Here is an 18,058-nt window from a genome sequence, read left to right as displayed (position 1 = left end):
TCCTGATCATCTGGGCGGTTCCGGGGCCGTGGCCGGGTTCGACAGACCCTGACCCGGACGGATTCGCCGATGTTGTGCGTTCGGCGATGACGGTGGAACGCCGAGCTGCGGACGGCCATGTCAGCCAAGAGGATGTTCGAAGGCACATGTCAGCCAGCGCGACTGTCGAGCGCATCGCGCGGCGCCGTGGAACCCCTGTCGCCGCGATCACCAGTGCCGTGCTGGACTCGTGGCCCGGTGACTCCGCTCCGCCGCGAGCCCTGGCAGGCTTCCACCTGCCGGTGGACGCCGGATTCTGGCTGCAAGCTCTGGCCTCTCTGCTCGACACCGATTCGCGCGACACGCTGCAGCGGGCTCTGGCCGGGCTTCGGACCGGTGAGTACGGCGTCGTGATCGCGCCGGCACCGGAACCGATAGGCCCGTTGCTGCGCACAAGGGAGTCGATGGCCACGCCGCCTTACGCACGCGCCGTCGATTCGAACCCTGCCGCCGCACGGCTGTTGGACGCATCACCGCCTGGTTGGGCGCCGTTCGCCGGATCGCCGTCTCGGCTTCGAGCAGCCCAACGGCTCTGGGGAGAGCTCACCACAGCTGTCTCCGCGGGTGAACCGGTCCAGGTTGGTGCCGGAGCACGGCATGACGTACTCACCGAGGCTTTGCGGCACGCGGCCGTCACGGTCGGAGGGGATCGGGGCCACGATCTCCGGCTGCTGTACGTGGACGGCTCAGAACCAGAACCGTTCCCGCTAAGCGTGCCCGTGCGTCGAGTGGCAACGGGCGGGCGCAGTGTGCGGGTAGGGCTGATGTCGATGCGGCACACCGAACTCGATGCACTCATCGACGGCTACTGGTTCCGCAACAGGCTGGTGTCCGTGAGCCGCACGTTGGCCGAGACCGATCGGTTCTGCACTGCGACCACAGTGGGCAAGTTGCGCGAGCTGCATCGTGCGGGGATCAGACGAATCGAGCTGGTGCACACCGGATTCGAACCTGCGGTGGTCGGGTTCTACCGCGGTGTGCTGACCTGGCTCGCCGACAGCGGCGAGCAGATTGAGGTACAACCCCTCTACCTCTTCGGTGATCTCGTGGCGGGAACCCCTTGGGGTGCGGGAAGGGATGTGTCGGATGATTCGTGACTGGACCGTGCGGTGCAAGGACTGCCTGGAGCTCTTCACCTACTCCGACACGTCTGCACGCGAATCCGCGATCCGCGGCGAATCCCGCCCTGAACGTTGTACCGCCTGCCGCGCCAAGCACAACCGCGACACGTCACGAATGGGCGCTGCCTACGTCGAGCTCGAGCCCGGCGCGCGTCCGGTGACAGCAGGACAACTCAAGGCAGGGCGACTGGGAAGACTCGATCGCGGTGAACGCCCCCACCGGCCCGATAGCGAGGACTCCCCATCGATCGCTGGGGGCACGTTCGGCATCACCGACGAGCATGTGCGACAACTCCTGGCAGCAATGGAACAGCACCAGGTGGTCGTTGTCGAAGCCCCTACAGGGTCAGGAAAATCGACGTTCCTGCCCTGGCGCCTGCTCAACCCACCGAGCCCACACCCGCGGGATGCCGTCACACGGCACGGGTTGATTGTGGTCACGCAGCCCCGAATCGAAGCGACCCAAGGAATTCCTCGCTACATCGCGGAGAAGCTGCATGGCGCCAAGGTAGGAGCCGGCGTTGACATCGGATTCCGCCACTCGGCGGCGCGTGACCAGGCTGACTCCCGTAACCGGCTCGTCTACGCCACCGACGGGACGTTGCTGAACATGATCCGCCGCGGGGAGCTGCAAGACTGCTCGGCCGTCATCCTGGACGAAGCCCACGAGCGCAGCTTGAACATCGATCTGATTCTCGCGCTCATGCGCCGGGAGCTGATCGCGTTGCCACAGCTGCGTTTGCTGATCGCCTCCGCCACGATCGACACCGCTGCGTTCACCGAGTTCTTCCGTCCCGAGCTGCGCTCAACGTCCATGGCTTTCCCCGGCAAGGACGGCAAGCCGGTGTATGACCGCTGGCGGGCCGCTGCCGCCATACCTGAGAACCAATGGCCGGCGCGCATGCCTGGAGAGGTTGCCCGTACTGCGCACGAAGTGCTGCGGTGGATGGCCTGTGGCGAACGCCCCGCGGACATCCCCGCAGAGGTACCAGCACACGACGGCGACATCCTCGCCTTCCTGCCGGGCAAGCGAGCCATCAACGCGGCCATCGACGAACTCGACGAACTGATCAGCGACGACGACGATCTCGCCGGCAAAGTCGAACTGCTGCCGCTGTACGCCGAACTTCCCCAGCGCGAACGAACCCGCGCACTGCGGGCGGACCGGAGACGCAAAGGTGCGAGATGGCGAGTGGTGGTCACGACCAACATCGCTGAAACCTCGCTCACTGTGGATGGAATCCGCCATGTCATCGACTCAGGCCTGATCAACACCACGGAGTGGGACGCAGCCACCCTGACCACAGTGGTGCGCCCGCGGCCCCACTCCCAATCTGGGCTCCGGCAGCGCAGAGGACGAGCCGGGCGGACCGCCCCAGGGGCGTGGCACTGCCTGTTCACCAAGGAGCAGTTCGACGCCCTCACGTTCGAGACACCGCCGGAAATCGTCCGCGCACCACTGGAGAACGTGGTCCTCGCCGCCGCTGCGGCAGGGGTGAGCGATCCCTCCTCGCTCCGGTGGATGCCTCCGGGCCCTCCGGAAGATGAGGTGCGGCGCGCCCGCGCGACCCTGCTGGGCATGGGAGCGATCACCCCGGACGGAGACCCCACCGTGCTCGGGCAAGAGCTGGCGTCGTCCCGGGAATCGTTCAGCGCCGCGAGCGTCCTGATGTGCGCCGACGAGGCCGGTGTTGCTGTCGAGGCAGCCACGCTCCTCGCTGCGATGCAGGAGCAACGATGGGCGAGGATGCTGAGGTGGAGCTCTGCCTGGCCAGCGATTACCCGCCTGCACGCAGACCGGATGCTCGCAACCCTCCTATCCGGGTGTACTGACGACCTCGACGCCACTCTCATGCTGGTGCACGAGTGGGAGAACACAGCCCAGCAACACCGCGCGGCAATGGCGGACCGGTACCTGCTGTCCATCGCCACGTTGAACGCGGTTCTGCGTCGGCGCGACGAATTGCTGCAGTCGCTGCAGTCCCGCACCAAGACCACCGAGGTCCGCAGCCTTGACCTCCGCCTGTCCGACCGCTTGCGCCGGGTTGTCGCATGGGCTGGCCCCAACGCGATCTATCGCAACGTCAACGGGGAATGGCAACCCGCACTGGTGCCGCGGGCCGATCCGGACGTCGTCACGCGTCTCCATGAGGGTGCTCGGCCAGCAGTCGGCTCCGACAGCCTGCTGGCGCGTCGCACGCCGCCACCGTTCCTGGTTGCCCCGGTGCGAGACCGGCGGCGCCACTGGATTTCGCCTCTGCAGGAGCCCGAAGACCGCGTGACGCTGTCGTTCTGCATCGCTCTGCAAGAGCACCACTTGGCGGGCGACGTCCCGCTGCTCACCCACATCGCTGGCCACACCCATATCGCAGCGATTCGACCACCGACCGTGCTGCCGGGCGACCGCCTTCTCGTCGAGCCTGTAGGTAAGCGAAGAGATGGTGTTCAGGTGCGGGTCCTCATTCCGCAGCCACCAGTGCCCGTGCCCGATGTCGAACTCGCGGCCGAGGAACGTACCGCCGACGACAGCGGCGATCTCGCACAACGAACCGCTGCCTCCAACGACACCAGCGGTCTGGACGTCGACCCGCTCAACGCGGCGGACTTCCTCAGCCCAGACGAGGACGCCTCGCTCGTCGATGACGCACATGACGACGCTGATGAAGCACCGGTCAACCCGTATGCCGAACTAGAGGTCGTGACCAGTGCTTTCGACCCCACCCATCCTGTCGTCGTGGTGACCGGGTTCGCCGACGGTACAGTTCTCGCCAACCCCGACCCAATAGCCGCAGCCGAACGCTTCGCTCAACGATTCCTGCCCGGTGACCAGTGCACCGTCGAGGTCACAGACATCAGGACTCTGCAACGGGATCGACGCCGTGTCGTCATCACCCGGGAGCGAGAGACCGGCGTGGAGATACCTCTGACCAGCCTGGACCTCGGCTTCGGTCTCCGCGACGCATCCCTGGACACCTTCCCCGTCGGAACACACTTGACCCTCGCCGTGGTGGTCGCTGACACCGAAACCGGCTTGATCCAGCTCTCCGCGTTGCCAAACATCGCCGCGACGCTGAGCCGCCTGGCCCAGACAACCCCTGAGCCGTTCTCCGGCACAATTGTCGACGCGTACAGCGAGTCCATCCACGTGATGCTGACTCCAGACGGGCTGCGCCTTCGCGATGACGACCCGCCGATCACGATCGAGGTGCGCTCGGATGACCTGCCACCACGCCCGGCCGAGATGGCTCTGGGACAACAAGTTCGGGTTCGGCTCAGTAGCCGGAAAGCACGCCTTGTTGCGGTCGACGTTGACCTGTCTCTGAGAGTGCCAACCGGGCCCTTCGAACGGGCCGGACGCACACTGACGTTGACCGGAGCGGCGTCCGCTGGCGACGTGCTCGCGATGTACAGAGCAACACGTGGTCTGACGCTCGGTGACGCGATCGCCCTCCACCGTGCGGTCAGCAGTCTGCTGGTGCGAAAGCTCAGGCCCCGCGCCCGCATCATCGACGTCACTGGGCTAACCCAGTTGCGAAATCGGAACCAGGTCACCGCACGAGTTGCCTCCGTCAGCGATAAGCAGATCACCGTCGAAGCCGAAGGCGGCACCTGGGCCACGATCCCGCGCGCACAGCTGGCCTGGCCTGGCCAACCAGCGCCTACGTTGGCTCCCAACGAGATCGTCGGCGTGTTCGTCGCCGACGTGGTGCCCGAACAGGGCCGGGTGGTGCTGACCATGCGAAACCCCAGCGCAAACCCCTACGCAGGCTTGAACGGAAACGATGTCCTAGCCGGTCGCGTTACCAACGCCGACAAGGCTGGCATCCGCCTGGCCATCAGCGCCCCCACGGTCGAAGTTTTCGTTCCTGCCAGCGAAACAGGAGTTCGCGGCGACGAGATCCCTACGACCTTCCCCGTCGGCTCTCAGATGAGGGTCAGGCTGATGGAAGTGGATAAGGACAGACCACGAGTTGTTGCCAGCAGATGGCTCTACGAGGACGTCCGACGGCTACCAAACGATATCTTGCGGGCTATAGAAGGCCAACGGGGCGGTCCAATCGTCAATCGACTGCGTCACCTCGTCGGCCAAGCCGTAAACCTGCGGTTGGATTCCGATGCGCTCAGGATGCGATGGGCTGATGACGCTGGAGATGTATTGCCGTATGAAGCACTCAATCGCTTGCACGCGGTCGTCTACGGGCATCACGCGGAGATTCGGGTTCCACATTCAGGCCCACTCGGCGTAGCCGTCCGCGAGCATCTGGCAGTCAGGTTCAGCAGCCTTCTTCGGCTCGACCGAGGTCAGGAGAACGGCCGGTCGACCTGGACCCTGTCGGTTGTCCACCCGCAACATGTGTCCACACCGGACATCGTCGCCGCCGTGGCCGGCCTGTACCCCAAGCGGATACGGGCCACCGGTTTGCAGACGACTGGGGACAGGCCGTTCCTTGCCGCAATGGAGGCGTTTCGGCTTGGCGAGCAGGAACGCAGGTCGAGTGGTGAACCGACATCCAGGTTGTCCTTGGTCCGGCCTTACAACTACCTGGACATCGGAACCGGCGATTCCTATGACCTGGTTGCCCAACGGCTCCTGAACTGCGGTCTGAAGCTGGAACAGCCGCATTGGATCGACGAGGACAGACTTGTCGTGGTAAGTCGTCGACCGGTGAGCTAGTGCGGGCACGATGAAGTTTCTGCCTTCTTGTCCCTGCCGCGGTGGGACCAGGCATGGTGCGGCCAGGCAACATCACCTGTCAAGAATGGGAATTCGCCGGTGGTGTTCGAGGGGCAGGGCACGTCGGCGAACGGCGAGATATTCCATGGCGCGTGTGCGCTTGTCAGGTTCTTGTCCAGTAATTCCCCGTTTCGAGGTGTGAAAAAAACCGACATCCGTCCGGCCGAGAGGAAGGTTGCTGGCCTTGCTTTGTGGGCGTACACGTGCTTAGTGTCGTGTGTCTTGCCAGTTCTAATGGAACAGGGGTAATCCAATGCCAGTGCAACTCGCCGAGGAAGTTTCTGTCGCGGAGTCCGTCGTGTTCTCGACCTTGCCGGACTCCGGGTTCGAGACGATGACCGAAGGCGGCGTCGAGTTCGTTCTCTGTGCTTCGGCGCTGACCGCCCAGATGTGATCGATGCGGTCGCTGCCCGGACTCGCGTTCGCCGATCGCTCGGCGCTGTTCGACGAGCTGATGACCATCGATACAGACGCCGATGTCGTCAGCTTCAGCCTGGGCGGCCGAACGACCTGGTTACTCAGCGAGGCGTCCCTCGGGCGAGCGACGTTGTCGTCCGAGCACGTTCGCAAAGGGCGTTCGCCGTCCTCGGCTCGAGGGGTCGGGGGCTACGTGTCCTTGGGGGGCGACCGCTTCGCCTCCGCCCGTGCAGACGTGATCGCCGCACTCCGTCGTGCAGCACGTGACGAAGCTGGATTGGTTGCCGCGCAGGCGCGACCCGGTACGTGCCTTGCGCTCGTGGCGCACCTGGCGGGTGACGTTCCAGAAGGCGCGTTCGCCGAGTCTCTGGCGGTTCTGCTGCGAGAGCTGACAACGCGCCCTGACGCCGAGACCGACCAACGGAGGAGGGTGGTCGGCCAACTGACGACGGCGCTGTCTTCCGAATCATCATTCGTGAGGGAGCTCGTTGCCCGCGGCTGGGCGCTGACGGCCATCGCGTCGGAAATCATCGCGTTGTCGTTCGCCGGGTGGCCGAGTCTCGCCGCAGCGGTCCGATCGGCCGGAACCCTTGGTGTTACGGGCTCTTCGGTCACCGATGACACGGTGAGCGAGCTTCTTCGTGTCGCCCCGCCGGCCTGGCTGATCGTCAGGGAGTGCCTCCGGCCGCTGCAGCTGACCGGGGTGAGCGTTCCGGCGGGTGGGCTGGTGATGATCAGCCCGTGGTTGCTGCACCGCGACGACCGCGCCTGGCCAGACTCGGCGGCGTTCGTCCCGGCTCGACCAGGTCTTCGCGGCAGCCCCTGGTATCTCCCTTTCGGCCTGGGAAGGCGCAACTGCCCGGCCGAGCTCTACTCACGTGCTTTTCTCCATGCCGCCCTCTCCCTGTCGGCTGGCCGGCCCCCGGCTCGGCATGTCCGGCCAGGTCTGCTGGGCGGCCGGTCCGCCTGCCTTCTACCCGCCTGAGCAGAGGAAACCAGATGACACCGAGTTTCGTGGTGGTCGAGCACGTCACAGGGGAGATGGCGATCGAACCGATAGGTCCCACTGTCGCTCACACTCTTCGTGCTCTGCAGTTGCCCACCACGCTCTTCCAGGCGTATGCGGTCACCGGCACCGACTTGACCCCAATTCCGCCGTGGAGTACCTACGACACTCTCCGCGCCAGCGCTGACCACGTTGTCATTCGGGCTCTGCGCAACACTTTGTTCGACACGATCATCTCGCACGACCCGCATCCCACTGCGGAGACGGTGGAGCTGGGAACCGGATTCGAGTCGATAGTCCAGGGTAGCGACGGTCGTGCGGAGGTGAAGCGCAGCACGGTGACCCCTGAGCAAGCACGCCGCATGGTCAGCGAGCAGGTGAAAACCTTCGTTCAGGAAACAGGGACGGCGGAGCGCGGATGCGTGTTCGGTGTCTCCGGAGGTGGCGACAGCAACGCCTTGGCGTACGGGCTGAAGGAGTCGCTGCCCGCCGATCGGCTGACTGCCTTCACCCTGACCTTCCGGGACGTCATGACCGACGCAGCGGCGGATCGGGCCTCGGTGCTGTGCCAGGACCTGGGTATCGAGCACACGGTGTACACGCCGGAGCGGCTGGCGGCGTTGCTGGGGATGACCACCTCGCTGGACGCGTTCTTCGCTGACTTCGGGCGTGCCTTCGGGCACGAGGCGGTCCACTTCTTCGGCACGTTCCTGATTCTCAAGACCGCGAGGGTGCTGGGCCAGGCACGCGCCTTCAGCGACCTCGCGTTTGGCTACAACCGCGAGGACCTCCTCGCTGAGCTGCTCTTCATGGTGATGAACGGCCACCAGCCACTGGAGTACCCGGTTCGCCAGATGGGCGGCCAGCGACTGGTGATGCCGGTGTGGCGGGTGCCGAAGCTGCTGCTGGACGCCTGCCATCCCGCGTTCAGCCTGGAGAACTACCGAGAACGCGACCCCCACACCACTCGCCAGCGCAGCCTCGCGTTCTACCTGGCGCACTCCCTGGACTCCGCGTATCCCTCGTTCGGTCTGAGCCTGCTGGACGGAATGCGCCGAACGTTCGCCGGGCGGTTCGCCAGCTTGCACTACGACGAAACCATGGACGTGCACCTCACCGTCCAGGCCACGCCCGAGCGTCGGGAAATGGTGCGCCAGATCCTCGATCGGCACTTCCGCTCGGGCGAGCCGTCCCACTGAACCGGAGAACCCGATGCTCACAAGTCCGGCTGCCGTGCCGATGCCTGAAGTGTGGTTCGACGGTGGGCTCCCCGAGCTGCACTCTGTGCGGGACGTCGCTCGAGCACTGCGTTCCGAGCCGGACCGACAGGAAGTGGTGAGGGCCGTCGTCCGCGCAGACGAAGGGACAGCGCGGAAGTTCCACGACCAGGTGTTCGCCGCACTGGACAGCGTGGCGGCGCACGTTGAGATCTCCTTCCCGGTGGAGGTGCCCTCGCCTGTCGCGTGCACTCTTTTCGCGGTGTGGCTCGGAGTCGCGGCAGAGATGGTCCACGACGACGTCGGAGGCTCCGTCAGCCATGTCATATCGGGTGTGGGGCATCGTCACGACCAGGCCTGGCACACCGACAGCACGCCTTGGCTCCTGCCGAACCGCTACACCCTGCTCGGCAGCCTCAAAGGCCAGGACGCGACCACGATGCCGACCGGCGTACTCCCGTTGAGGTTCCTGCAGGACGCACTGATGTTCGACCAGGAAGCCCTCGCGGCGCTTCGAGGGGAGGCGTTGCCATGGCGGGTCAACTTCCCCGACCTACCGCAACTATGGAGCGCGATTCTCGATCCGGTGGTACCCCGCTGGGTTCTGCCCGCTGTCGAACCGCTTGTGGATCGCATGTCTTCGGCTCTAGCCAGGGGAGTGGAGCACATCCAGGCGGTCTTGGCAGCCGACGAACTCGAGTGGTACGGGCCCGCCACCTCCGACGGGCGGCTGGTGATGTTCGACAACCACCGGGTCCTGCACCGCGGCCCGTCGCTCGAACGCGACTGCGGCCGTGAGCTCCTTCGCGTCAAAGTCGGCGGAAAGGCGGTCGTGTAGTGGCGATCCTCGGCATCTACGAAGGCCACAACGCCGGCGCGGCGGTGATCTCGGAGGCGGATGGTGCCGTTGTCGCCGCAGTGGAAGAGGAACGGTTCTCGCGGGTGAAGAACCACGACTGCCGCCCAGACGGTATGCCTGGGCCCCTGCAGAGCACCAAGTGGTGTGTCGACGCCTCCTCTGAGGAGATCACCACGGTGGCCATCGGGCTAGAAGAGCCCGAAGCGTTGCATCGCCGAGCTGTCAACAACTTCCTCGCCATCGTCCGCGCGGGTGAAACGCGCAGGCTCGACAGAGCTGCCGAGCTGGGCGTAGACGCGGCCGACCTCCTCGCGATGCCGCTGAGAACCCAACGCGCGAGAGTCGCCAAAGCACTGCGCACGGCGGAAAAGGCCGGCGTCGACATGGACCGGGCCAGAATCGTGCACGTTCCCCATCACACATGTCACGCCTCTGCGTTCCTTCTCGCCCCCGTCGAGGAGGCCCTGGTCGTGACCCTTGATGGCAAGGGGGACGACCTGAGCGGCACTGTCCACCAAGGTGTGGGCCATCGCCTGCGCCCGGTCCTGGAGATTCCAGCGGAGGCCTCGCTCGGGCACCTGTACTCGGCTGCGACTGTCGCCTGTGGACTAAGACCTCAGCGCGACGAAGGCAAGCTCACCGCGATGGCGGCCACGGGAAGTACTCATGCGGGACTCCTGGCGCGCATGAGAGAGCTGGTGAGGTTCATCGACGGCCGACCGCACAGCACTCTGAGCCTGGGTATCGTGCAAGGCCCTTATCCTGACCGGATTCCCGCGTTTCACAACAGCGCTATGGCCGCGATGATCGATGCAGTAGACCGGAACGACGTCGCCGCGACCGTCCAGCAGGTGCTGGAAGAAGTGGTGCTGGACCTGGTCGAGCATCACATGAAGAACTCCGCCACCGGTGTCCTCGTCGTGTCTGGTGGAGTATTCGCCAACGTGAGCCTCAATCGTCGCGTGGCTGGCTTGTCCTGTGTGGACGAGCTGCATGTCCATCCGGGCATGACCGATTCGGGGATCGCGATGGGCGCCGCCGCGGCTGCGTACGCCGCGACCCACCACCGCCGCCCAGTGCCACTGCGCAGTCTGGGTCTCGGGCCTTCTTACGCGGATAACGACGCCACCAGCGCGTTCCTCTCTCAGGGCTACGTGCTCAGCACCAGCGGTCTGCACGCGGAGCCGGAGCTGGCGGAGGCGCTGGCCAGCGGGCACGTAGTGGCAAGATTCGCGGGAGGAACCGAGTACGGCCCTCGTGCGCTCGGTCACCGCTCAGTGCTCGCGCCAGCCCGCGATACCAGGATCACGAGCCGGCTCAACGATCGGCTCCGCCGATCTCACGTAATGCCCTTTGCTCCCATGGCGCTAGCGGAGGACGGACCGCGCCTGTTTTCAGGGCTTTCGAAGGTCGTCGGTCCTACCCAGTACATGACTACCTCTGTGCTCTGCACCGACGAAGCACGTCGTCGTCTCCCAGCTGCGGTGCACCGCGATGGCACGGCCCGTCCGCAGCTGGTCGATCCACTGCACGACCTTGGCTTGGTGACACTTCTCGCTGAGTACCGAAGGCTTTCGGGAGAGCCAGCAGTGATCAACACTTCCTTCAACCTGCATGATGAGCCGATCGTGTGCTCCCCTGCCGACGCTGCCCGCAGCGCCTGCGAAGCGGACCTCGACTTTGTTCAGGTGGGTGATCGGGTGCTCGTGCGGAGGCACGGCGCTCGGTGAGTCTCTGAGGTACAAGGGCAGACGAACTCGACCGGATTCTGGGCGACGAGCCTGCTGTCCGATGGCTTGCGCGCCGCTGAACCACGTACCTGTGGTTGTGAGGTTCGCCGTGAAGGCGTTCGCGATGGCGCAGTGCACCGGCATGAGCTCGTCCCTGTTGAGGCTGGTGTTGCGGGTACTCGCAGGACGTCAGCCGGGATCTGTGGATCTCGGGAGAAGGCGCGTGGCGCAACGATGCCGCGCAATGCCCGTTGCTAGTTCACCTGCTGTCGATGTCTGGGAAGGCACTGAGGAGCGCTCTTCCGGTCGCCTTGCGACTCAGATATCGCTCGACAGCATGCGCATCACCTCCGTTATCCACGACGAGCTCATCGGCTTCGGAAATCTGGGACCACCACGTGCGCAGCGGGCCAGCGCAGGCCACGGGATCGTGACGGTCCGTGATGTTCACCCACTTTGGCACGGTCACTGGCGTGGCCGGCAACCGTGACCGGATGAATCGCAGGCCGAGTGGCGATCCCATGGTGAGAAGCACGCTTATGTCATGATCGGAGTTATGTCTAAGATACTCGAGTGCCACTACTGATCCCAACGAGTGGCTGATAAGTATGCGGCAATCCGATGCTACGGAATCCTTCACGCGCTGATCAATTTCGTCCTTCAGGGTCGCGTCATGTAAGTACCGGCGCACTTGTCGCATGACACCGACTGTCGTTACTGCTGATGCCAACGTGAAGCGCCGTCCCACGGCGCGAAGTAGTAATTGAACCAGTGTGGGCGTACGGGTGTAGCTCTTCTGCTGCGCCAGTTCCTCGGCAGCAGCCGCCAACTCAGCCGCTGTCACCATCTCCGACAGCACACTCTCAATATCGGCGCGCTCGCCGTCAGACATGTTGTGGAGTACGTCATCGCTGTCCGTGCTCTTGTGTCCGACGGAGCTCTTTGAAGGCAGGAAAAAGTCACCATAAAAGGCGAGGTCGAGGTCAACTTTGTCGATCCGTTGGCCGGTAGCACGCTCAAGGCCGTCTAGCAGGGCTGGGCGCCAGCCAGCCAATAGCTGATGACGGCCGAAATGATGCTTCGCGATGCCGTGTACGCCGACGACCAGGCTCACTATTGGTCCTCCAGTTCGCTTTCGAATGCCGATGAATGGTATTCTGCCTGTATCTCGGGTGCGTTCAACGCCCGTGCAAAAACTGTCGGCCGACTGGATTCTGGCCGGATACGCTCGAGCCGAACTCGGCGCGTCGATCCGGGGGGAAGATGAAACCAAGAGGCAGCTGGGCGGTAGTCGGCACACGTAATGGCGACCCACTGTGCGAGTTCGGTGGACGCGACATCGACATACCATTCGTCACAAAGATGGCGTAGAATAGCCGTCAGTACGCCATCGCGCACCGGCCGTATGTGCTCGCCGAAGAGCGTGACCTCCGTTGCCAATATCGAGCCGTTTACGCCGATCAGGGTGACCTGTAACCCGTCACGCACTCGCGGGCCGAATCGATAGGCATACCCAGCGTCAGTGAAATGACCGATGACCTCGTCGAGGCGTATCTCGACCCCGGCGCGCGCAGGCACCTCCAGCTTCTTTGTCGCTCTTTCCAGTAGTTTACCGGCGGCTGACCACACCTGTACCTCGAGGCGTGCCTCTAGCGGCATCGCAGTGTCGTTACACACTATAAAGACGATGCCGTCCAGTCCATCGTCACTCACGAGCACCGCGATAGGGGAAAGCACCCGCTGTAGCGCGTACCACGGAGCTTTAGGCTCACCGGTGCAGTCCGTTATCCCCCATCCTGCGCCGGGCATCAGGTCACGAAAAGTCCATACGAGAGCGCCGGAGCACAGCGAGGTCGGCCTACGCCATTGCGTAAACGCTTGGCACATCAACACACATGCGATTGCTCGGCCGAGGTCGAGGTACCGCTCAGGGTCTTCCATGCGCGTCAGCATTGGATCAATGTGGAAAACCTCGCGGATATAGTAGTCCCGGATATCCTCAAAGTCCCACGAGGCTGTCCGATCCCGCGGAACGCCTGTCTTCCAATCTGGGTGGTGTCCCGCAGCGCGCGCTGACCCGAACCACTGTTGCACTCTGAAAGCTTCTGGGGGAATGCTTAGGGCGAGGCACTCGGCGGCGAAACGGACCTTGGAAGTCCTGACATCCGACAGGGGACGTAGATAGGCACCTAATCCGTAATAGTGTGAGATACCCGACGAAGTGTCCGTGGGCATCACGCCTCCCGTAGGTGTCGACGGCACGTAAGGCACATCCGGCAAGTGTTGTTGCAGTAATCGGGGGAACACGTCATGAAGTACTTTGGCAGTGGACTGTTCAGGCGGAATTCCTAAGAACGATGGCTGCTGCTCGATCTCGCTGCCACCGTTGACAGTGGCGATGCACGGTCTGCCAGACACACGGTCGGCGAACTGTGTCGCCTCAGCCTCCAGCTGATGTATAAACTGCGCGTCGTCGGGAGGGTCCAGCGTTGCTAACATGAAGTCCTGCCAGACCAGTATGCCAGCCTCGGTACATGCGTCGTAGAAAGCGTCTGTCTCATAGACAGTTCCACCGACGACGCGAATCATGTTGAATCCCGCTTTCCGGGTCAATTCAATAGCGACACGAAGCTGATCGAGGTCGGTATTCAGTGACACGGGATCCAATGGCATCCAGCAAGCTCCGCGGATAAACACAGGCACGCCGTTAATTCGCAGATCGAAGCCGCCAGTCGAGCGGTCCGCCACGACGGTCCGGAACCCGATTTTCGGAAGTGGAATTGTGTGCTCATCGATGACAACTGAGACGCCATAGCAGTGTGGTTCACCGTGGGTGTGTGGCCACCAATGTTGCACCTGTGACAGTCGGCCCTTCGCGCGAAGCACGCCGTGGTCGTCAAGTTCTGCTTCAATGATTGTCTTTCCAGCTTTGATACTCGCGTGTCGCGGCGGCTTGGGTGCCACAAATCGGACCTCCGCAGTGAAGATACCGTCTTCGCCGTCGAGTTCCGTAGAGAGGCAGTGACCGACGACGTACGGACGATCTATGGCACGTAAGGATAAGGGTCGCCATGGACCAACTGGCGCGGTGCTGCCGGCCCATGCAGGCACGCGTCCAAGTAAAGTCGTTCGTAACCAGCGCCATCCTTGCAGGGTTACCAGAGAAGACTTCCAACGCGGCCGGGGATACCTGGCGGCAATGAATGGATGAGTCGCCCGGCATCGAATGACAACCGTTACGCTCTGGGGCAAGGTGGCCAATGTGGTTGCGTAGGAGCGGAACATGTTCTCGCTGGACAGTACGTGTGTACCGGAGATCCAAACGTCTGCAATGGTGGCCAACCCGTCCACGGTGAGTAACCAGTTGGCGTTTGGTGAGGCGTTGGCGACGGTTGTACGCCACCACCAGTCGCGTCCGTCGAGGTTGGCTTCGTCGTAAACGAGGCGTCCGCGATGTTCATTTATTATCTCGGCAGCGGTGCCTGGCACCTTCGCTGGTAGCCATCCGTGACCCGGTAGGTCATCGGGTGAGTTCACTGCGTTTGTGGGCAACGACAGCGCTTCCCATTCGGCAGCGTCGAGTACGTTTACCACGGCAGCCTGTCCACTGAATCATCAGGATGAGACCCGCTGCAAAGGCGAGCGGTCATCTCTCCAACGGCAGCTTCCCAGCAACCCGCCATGGCTGCGATCGTCGGTTGTATGTCGACAGGACGCCCGTGGGTGAGTCTAGAAAGTTTGAACTGCAAGCTCCTAGCTTCACGCGCCACCTTATCGAAACTCACTGCCGCTTCTTCGAGGTATAAATCGGAATGCGTCGACAGCCATCGTGCGAATGATCCAGCTAGTTCAGCAGTAGCGCCGCATTGTCGAATAGTTGCGAACGCGTACCCGTGAAACCTTCTCGCATCTCGCAGTCGTAGTTTCTCCTGATTCTTCTCCAACTGGTTGCCAAGCTGCTCCACCGGATTCATCAGCGGCCGACGGATCAAGTGCGCTTGAGCTGCATGGATTGCTCTAGGAAGAATATCTGAGCGAATGATCTGTTCTAGAGACACGATCTCGACATACGGAGTGAGGGATAGTCCGCCGCCACGTGAGTATGAGGGGAACAGGCCATCAAAATCATTGCTCGACAACTCGTAGTAACCCGTGCCGTGGAAGTACTCCATGCGGCGGCCAGTGCGGTTTATATAGTTCGGAATGATCGTCGACTTGACGTGCTTCCTATGGTAGGAACGACCGGCTGTGTCGGGGAGAAACCATGAATCGACCTCTACGGTCAGTAGACGTCCTGTATCAAGAGCATCGGCGATATGGTCAAGTAGTGGGCGCCAGACGGAAAATTCGTCTACAACAAGACCATAAAGCTGACGCAGATCATCGAGTGGAAATTTGAGAAGCCGCCATTGGTCGCCCAGGAAATCGGCCGACAGTGTTGAGGCGAGCGCTGCCACCGGATCGAGGTCAAGCGGGTGAAGGACCTCTATCCACACGTCGATGCTGCAACTCGTTTCGGTCCAGACTCGTTCGGCGTTATGGAGCGGGTGGGCGACATGGCGTTGAGGATCAATAGCTACGATTGGTCTCATAGTCCAACCGCCTGACGAACCTGGATAGGCCAGCCCGATGGGCTCAATCCGTGTACCCGGAGCAACGCGAGAGCGAGCCTCTCAAGGCCAAAGCCGACGCAACTTGTATGTGCGGTCGCTCCATCAGCGCATGTGATGCCGAAGGCGCGACCGAAGTGCGTGCCATGTGCGTTACAAGAAGCGAGGGCGGTCGCGGGCGTGTCGCGTTCGCTATATAGATCTGTTACGAGTTCGATCTTGGCGCCTGTATCGCGCTGGTGGGCTGCTAGCAGCTTTCCTGGTCGGCCAAAGAATGGGTCAGTGGCAGTCGCTGGCCGAACATCTAAACCTAGTGCATGCATTGCTTCGATTCCATAGTTGACCCATTGATCACGGAAAGAGGAGGCATCTTCGGCACTGCCAAGAAAGAGGAATTCACGCTGTCGGAACGATTGCATGCGTGTGGGGTCTGTCGACGGTTCATGCCGGAAGCACTGCCCCAAAAGATCGACTCGGCGGCCCTCCTCGGGTAACGAGCCGCGGAAGAGTTCAAAGGCTGGTTGGCAGGTTGCCGACACAAGCGTCAGCCCGACAGGGGTTACGCCATGAGTCCAAGGTTGGTGATTCAGAGTCTGCTGGTGCATCGCGGTGTAGTCGCTGTCGTTGCCGGCGAAGCCGAACACGGTTCCAGCGAGGTGTGGAAACGAAGTGAGGTAATCCGTGGCTAGGAAGTCTTCAGTCCGACAGAGTGGTGGTAGGTATAGGCGCGGTGCACCATCGCGGTTGGTCCGAGTCAGCAGGCAAGCATCGACGCCTTGTATGATCGACTCAAAGGCAGAGCCGTATGCGTATAGGCCGTCGGCACCTAAGGATACTAAGTGTCCTGCCTGTAGGAGTGCGTTTCGGAATCCGGTGGGCCCGGTGTCGTCGGCTGTCACCATGTCCGCACCGAGAGCAGCAATTGCGCAGTGTCGGTGATCAACCTGTCATTATTGACCATGATGAGGCCGCCGTATGCGTCCCGCAGCATGCGTCCCATCGCGTAGGTACCCTCCTCCTGATAGCCGGCTAGGCCAGTAACCATGAGTGCCCCGCTGACTACGTCCACGCACATTGACGAGGTTGAGACCTTGAGGTTATTCATGAAGACAACGTCGGCAGCCTTGGGAAGGAGGATGGCGTCATTGCTGTCGATCCGTCGGACCGCTGCGCCTGTCAGTTCGCGCATCTGATATTGTTTTTGTGTTAGTCCAGAAAGTCGCAAGGTGCCGACTGGGAGAATTCCAGGAGTCTTTCGAGCCGCTGCCTGGATAAACTGCGACGCAAGGTGCAATGCTTCCGTCGCTATGCCGAGCCAGACAGCGCTCCACAGTGTGTGGGCGACCGGGAGCATCGTCGTCGCGAGAATTTCGTCAAAGGGGTCGTTTAGCACTGCCTCGAGCGGTGCGGTTCCGCGGAGCCGATATGGCAGGCTGCGTGTGCCTCGTAGCCCCAGAAGCTCGGCCCCGCCAGTGCGTTCCAAATCGAAGTCATTCCGCCGACAGAGAACCAATACTTGGTCGTTAAGCGGGCTTCCCCGAGTGCGGCGCGCGGTTATTAGAAGGGCATCTGCCTCCTCGGCATAGGAGATCACGCGCGTGTGCTTATCGATCCGGACAGTTCCTTCGCTTTGCTCAAGCGCGCACGTGCTGGATCTAATGTCTCCGTTGACGCCATTCTCTGACGTAGCGGAACCTAGGAGCATTTGGTGGTCGGCGACATCTCGGAGAATATTTTGGCACATTGAGTTGTGACCGTGGTGCAACAGGCATGCGACCTGGATCTGGTGCATTGCGTAGATCAGCGCGGTCGACGCGCAACTTCGTGCAAACAGCTCGACTATCTGCGCGACGTCAGCCAGTGTGGCGCCCTCGCCACCTAGTGCAGGCGGTATGAGTGTAGACAGCAAGCGTGCCTGCCTGATCGCGGTAAATGCCTCCGTGGGGAAGCGGCCCTGCCGGTCCACGTCAGTTGCCCACTGCCTGACGACCTGATGTGCGACCACAGAAGCTCGGTCGCCCACTGGATCTTGGTCTACGCCTCTAAGGTTCATGTCTTCTCACCCCGCGATGCTTCCGTAAGCGCCGCCCTGATCGAGTGGATGTTGATGAACGTCTGTTTCTGCAGCAGGTGGTCAGGGAACTCGATAGAGAAGGCGTCCTCGAGGGCCAACATGACGCTGACGCAGGCCAGGGATGTCATACCTGCTCGGTAGAGGTCGGCGTCGTCGCCGAGCTCGTCCACCGGTGTTGGGATACGTGCATGTTCACGCAGGACTTTTCGAATGAGGCAGGATGTTTGGTCAGCACTCGTTCCGGACAACG

12 protein-coding genes and 1 pseudogene are annotated in these 18,058 nt (G+C 62.6%); 7 read left to right on the top strand and 6 right to left on the bottom strand.

Going from position 1 to position 18,058, the window contains the following annotated elements; translation table 11 throughout:
• Positions 1-146: 146 nt before the first annotated feature.
• The 7 genes from AOM45_RS20495 (at position 147) to AOM45_RS20465 (ending at position 11,124) form a co-directional block, all read left to right on the top strand.
• Positions 147-1,136 (top strand): hypothetical protein, encoded by a 990-nt coding sequence (locus AOM45_RS20495; protein WP_030469157.1) that lies wholly within the window; start codon positions 147-149, stop codon positions 1,134-1,136.
• Positions 1,126-5,835 (top strand): S1 RNA-binding domain-containing protein, encoded by a 4,710-nt coding sequence (locus tag AOM45_RS20485; RefSeq protein ID WP_162185687.1) that lies wholly within the window; start codon positions 1,126-1,128, stop codon positions 5,833-5,835. Before AOM45_RS20495 ends, AOM45_RS20485 begins: the two co-directional genes overlap by 11 nt.
• Positions 5,836-6,148: 313 nt before the next feature.
• Positions 6,149-6,289: a hypothetical protein gene (locus AOM45_RS50995; RefSeq protein ID WP_156093976.1), complete on the top strand. Its 141-nt coding sequence runs from the start codon at positions 6,149-6,151 to the stop codon at positions 6,287-6,289.
• Positions 6,290-6,292: 3 nt separating this feature from the next.
• Positions 6,293-7,297: a cytochrome P450 gene (locus tag AOM45_RS20480; RefSeq protein WP_030469160.1), complete on the top strand. Its 1,005-nt coding sequence runs from the start codon at positions 6,293-6,295 to the stop codon at positions 7,295-7,297.
• A 29-nt stretch (positions 7,298-7,326) separates the two neighbouring features.
• On the top strand, positions 7,327-8,517 hold the full coding sequence (locus AOM45_RS20475; protein WP_162185688.1) for an adenine nucleotide alpha hydrolase family protein: 1,191 nt from the start codon (positions 7,327-7,329) through the stop codon (positions 8,515-8,517).
• 190 nt (positions 8,518-8,707) lie between these two features.
• Positions 8,708-9,373: a Fe(II)-2OG oxygenase family protein gene (locus AOM45_RS20470; protein ID WP_156093977.1), complete on the top strand. Its 666-nt coding sequence runs from the start codon at positions 8,708-8,710 to the stop codon at positions 9,371-9,373.
• Positions 9,373-11,124 (top strand): carbamoyltransferase C-terminal domain-containing protein, encoded by a 1,752-nt coding sequence (locus AOM45_RS20465; RefSeq protein WP_030469163.1) that lies wholly within the window; start codon positions 9,373-9,375, stop codon positions 11,122-11,124. The genes AOM45_RS20470 and AOM45_RS20465 overlap by 1 nt, the downstream gene beginning before the upstream one ends.
• 259 nt (positions 11,125-11,383) lie before the next feature.
• On the opposite strand, the gene AOM45_RS20460 is transcribed toward AOM45_RS20465, so the two are convergent.
• The 6 genes and pseudogenes from AOM45_RS20460 to AOM45_RS20450 form a co-directional block, all read right to left on the bottom strand.
• Positions 11,384-12,238 (bottom strand): hypothetical protein, encoded by an 855-nt coding sequence (locus tag AOM45_RS20460; protein WP_030469164.1) that lies wholly within the window; start codon positions 12,236-12,238, stop codon positions 11,384-11,386.
• On the bottom strand, positions 12,238-14,661 hold the full coding sequence (locus AOM45_RS50990) for a glycosyl hydrolase 2 galactose-binding domain-containing protein (protein ID WP_439646822.1): 2,424 nt from the start codon (positions 14,659-14,661) through the stop codon (positions 12,238-12,240). The genes AOM45_RS20460 and AOM45_RS50990 overlap by 1 nt, the downstream gene beginning before the upstream one ends.
• A 50-nt stretch (positions 14,662-14,711) precedes the next feature.
• Positions 14,712-15,716 carry a DUF1839 family protein gene (locus AOM45_RS49665; protein WP_081902279.1) on the bottom strand — a complete coding sequence of 335 codons (1,005 nt, stop codon included), beginning with the start codon at positions 15,714-15,716 and terminating at the stop codon, positions 14,712-14,714.
• 913 nt (positions 15,717-16,629) lie between these two features.
• A complete protein-coding gene (locus AOM45_RS52940; protein WP_236703770.1) occupies positions 16,630-17,328 on the bottom strand; it encodes an acyl-CoA dehydrogenase family protein in 699 nt (232 codons plus the stop codon).
• Between the two features lie 129 nt (positions 17,329-17,457).
• Positions 17,458-17,787 (bottom strand): annotated as a pseudogene (locus tag AOM45_RS53830) (acyl-CoA dehydrogenase family protein); the annotation flags it as partial.
• Positions 17,784-18,056, bottom strand: a complete 273-nt coding sequence (locus tag AOM45_RS20450; protein WP_051783907.1) for an acyl carrier protein — start codon at positions 18,054-18,056, stop codon at positions 17,784-17,786. The pseudogene AOM45_RS53830 and the gene AOM45_RS20450, both read right to left, overlap by 4 nt.
• Positions 18,057-18,058: the final 2 nt, after the last annotated feature.

It is taken from the genome of Lentzea aerocolonigenes (assembly GCF_000974445.1).
GTDB lineage: Bacteria > Actinomycetota > Actinomycetes > Mycobacteriales > Pseudonocardiaceae > Lentzea > Lentzea aerocolonigenes.
This window is presented reverse-complemented; position numbering and strand designations above follow the sequence as displayed.

Excerpts from the sequence above, each read along its gene's own strand:
- AOM45_RS49665 (WP_081902279.1), bottom strand. The coding sequence starts at position 15,716 with ATGAGACCAATCGTAGCTATTGATCCTCAACGCCATGTCGCCCACCCG.
- AOM45_RS50995 (WP_156093976.1), top strand. The coding sequence starts at position 6,149 with ATGCCAGTGCAACTCGCCGAGGAAGTTTCTGTCGCGGAGTCCGTCGTG.
- AOM45_RS20480 (WP_030469160.1), top strand. The coding sequence starts at position 6,293 with ATGCGGTCGCTGCCCGGACTCGCGTTCGCCGATCGCTCGGCGCTGTTC.
- AOM45_RS20495 (WP_030469157.1), top strand. The coding sequence starts at position 147 with ATGTCAGCCAGCGCGACTGTCGAGCGCATCGCGCGGCGCCGTGGAACC.
- AOM45_RS20485 (WP_162185687.1), top strand. The coding sequence starts at position 1,126 with ATGATTCGTGACTGGACCGTGCGGTGCAAGGACTGCCTGGAGCTCTTC.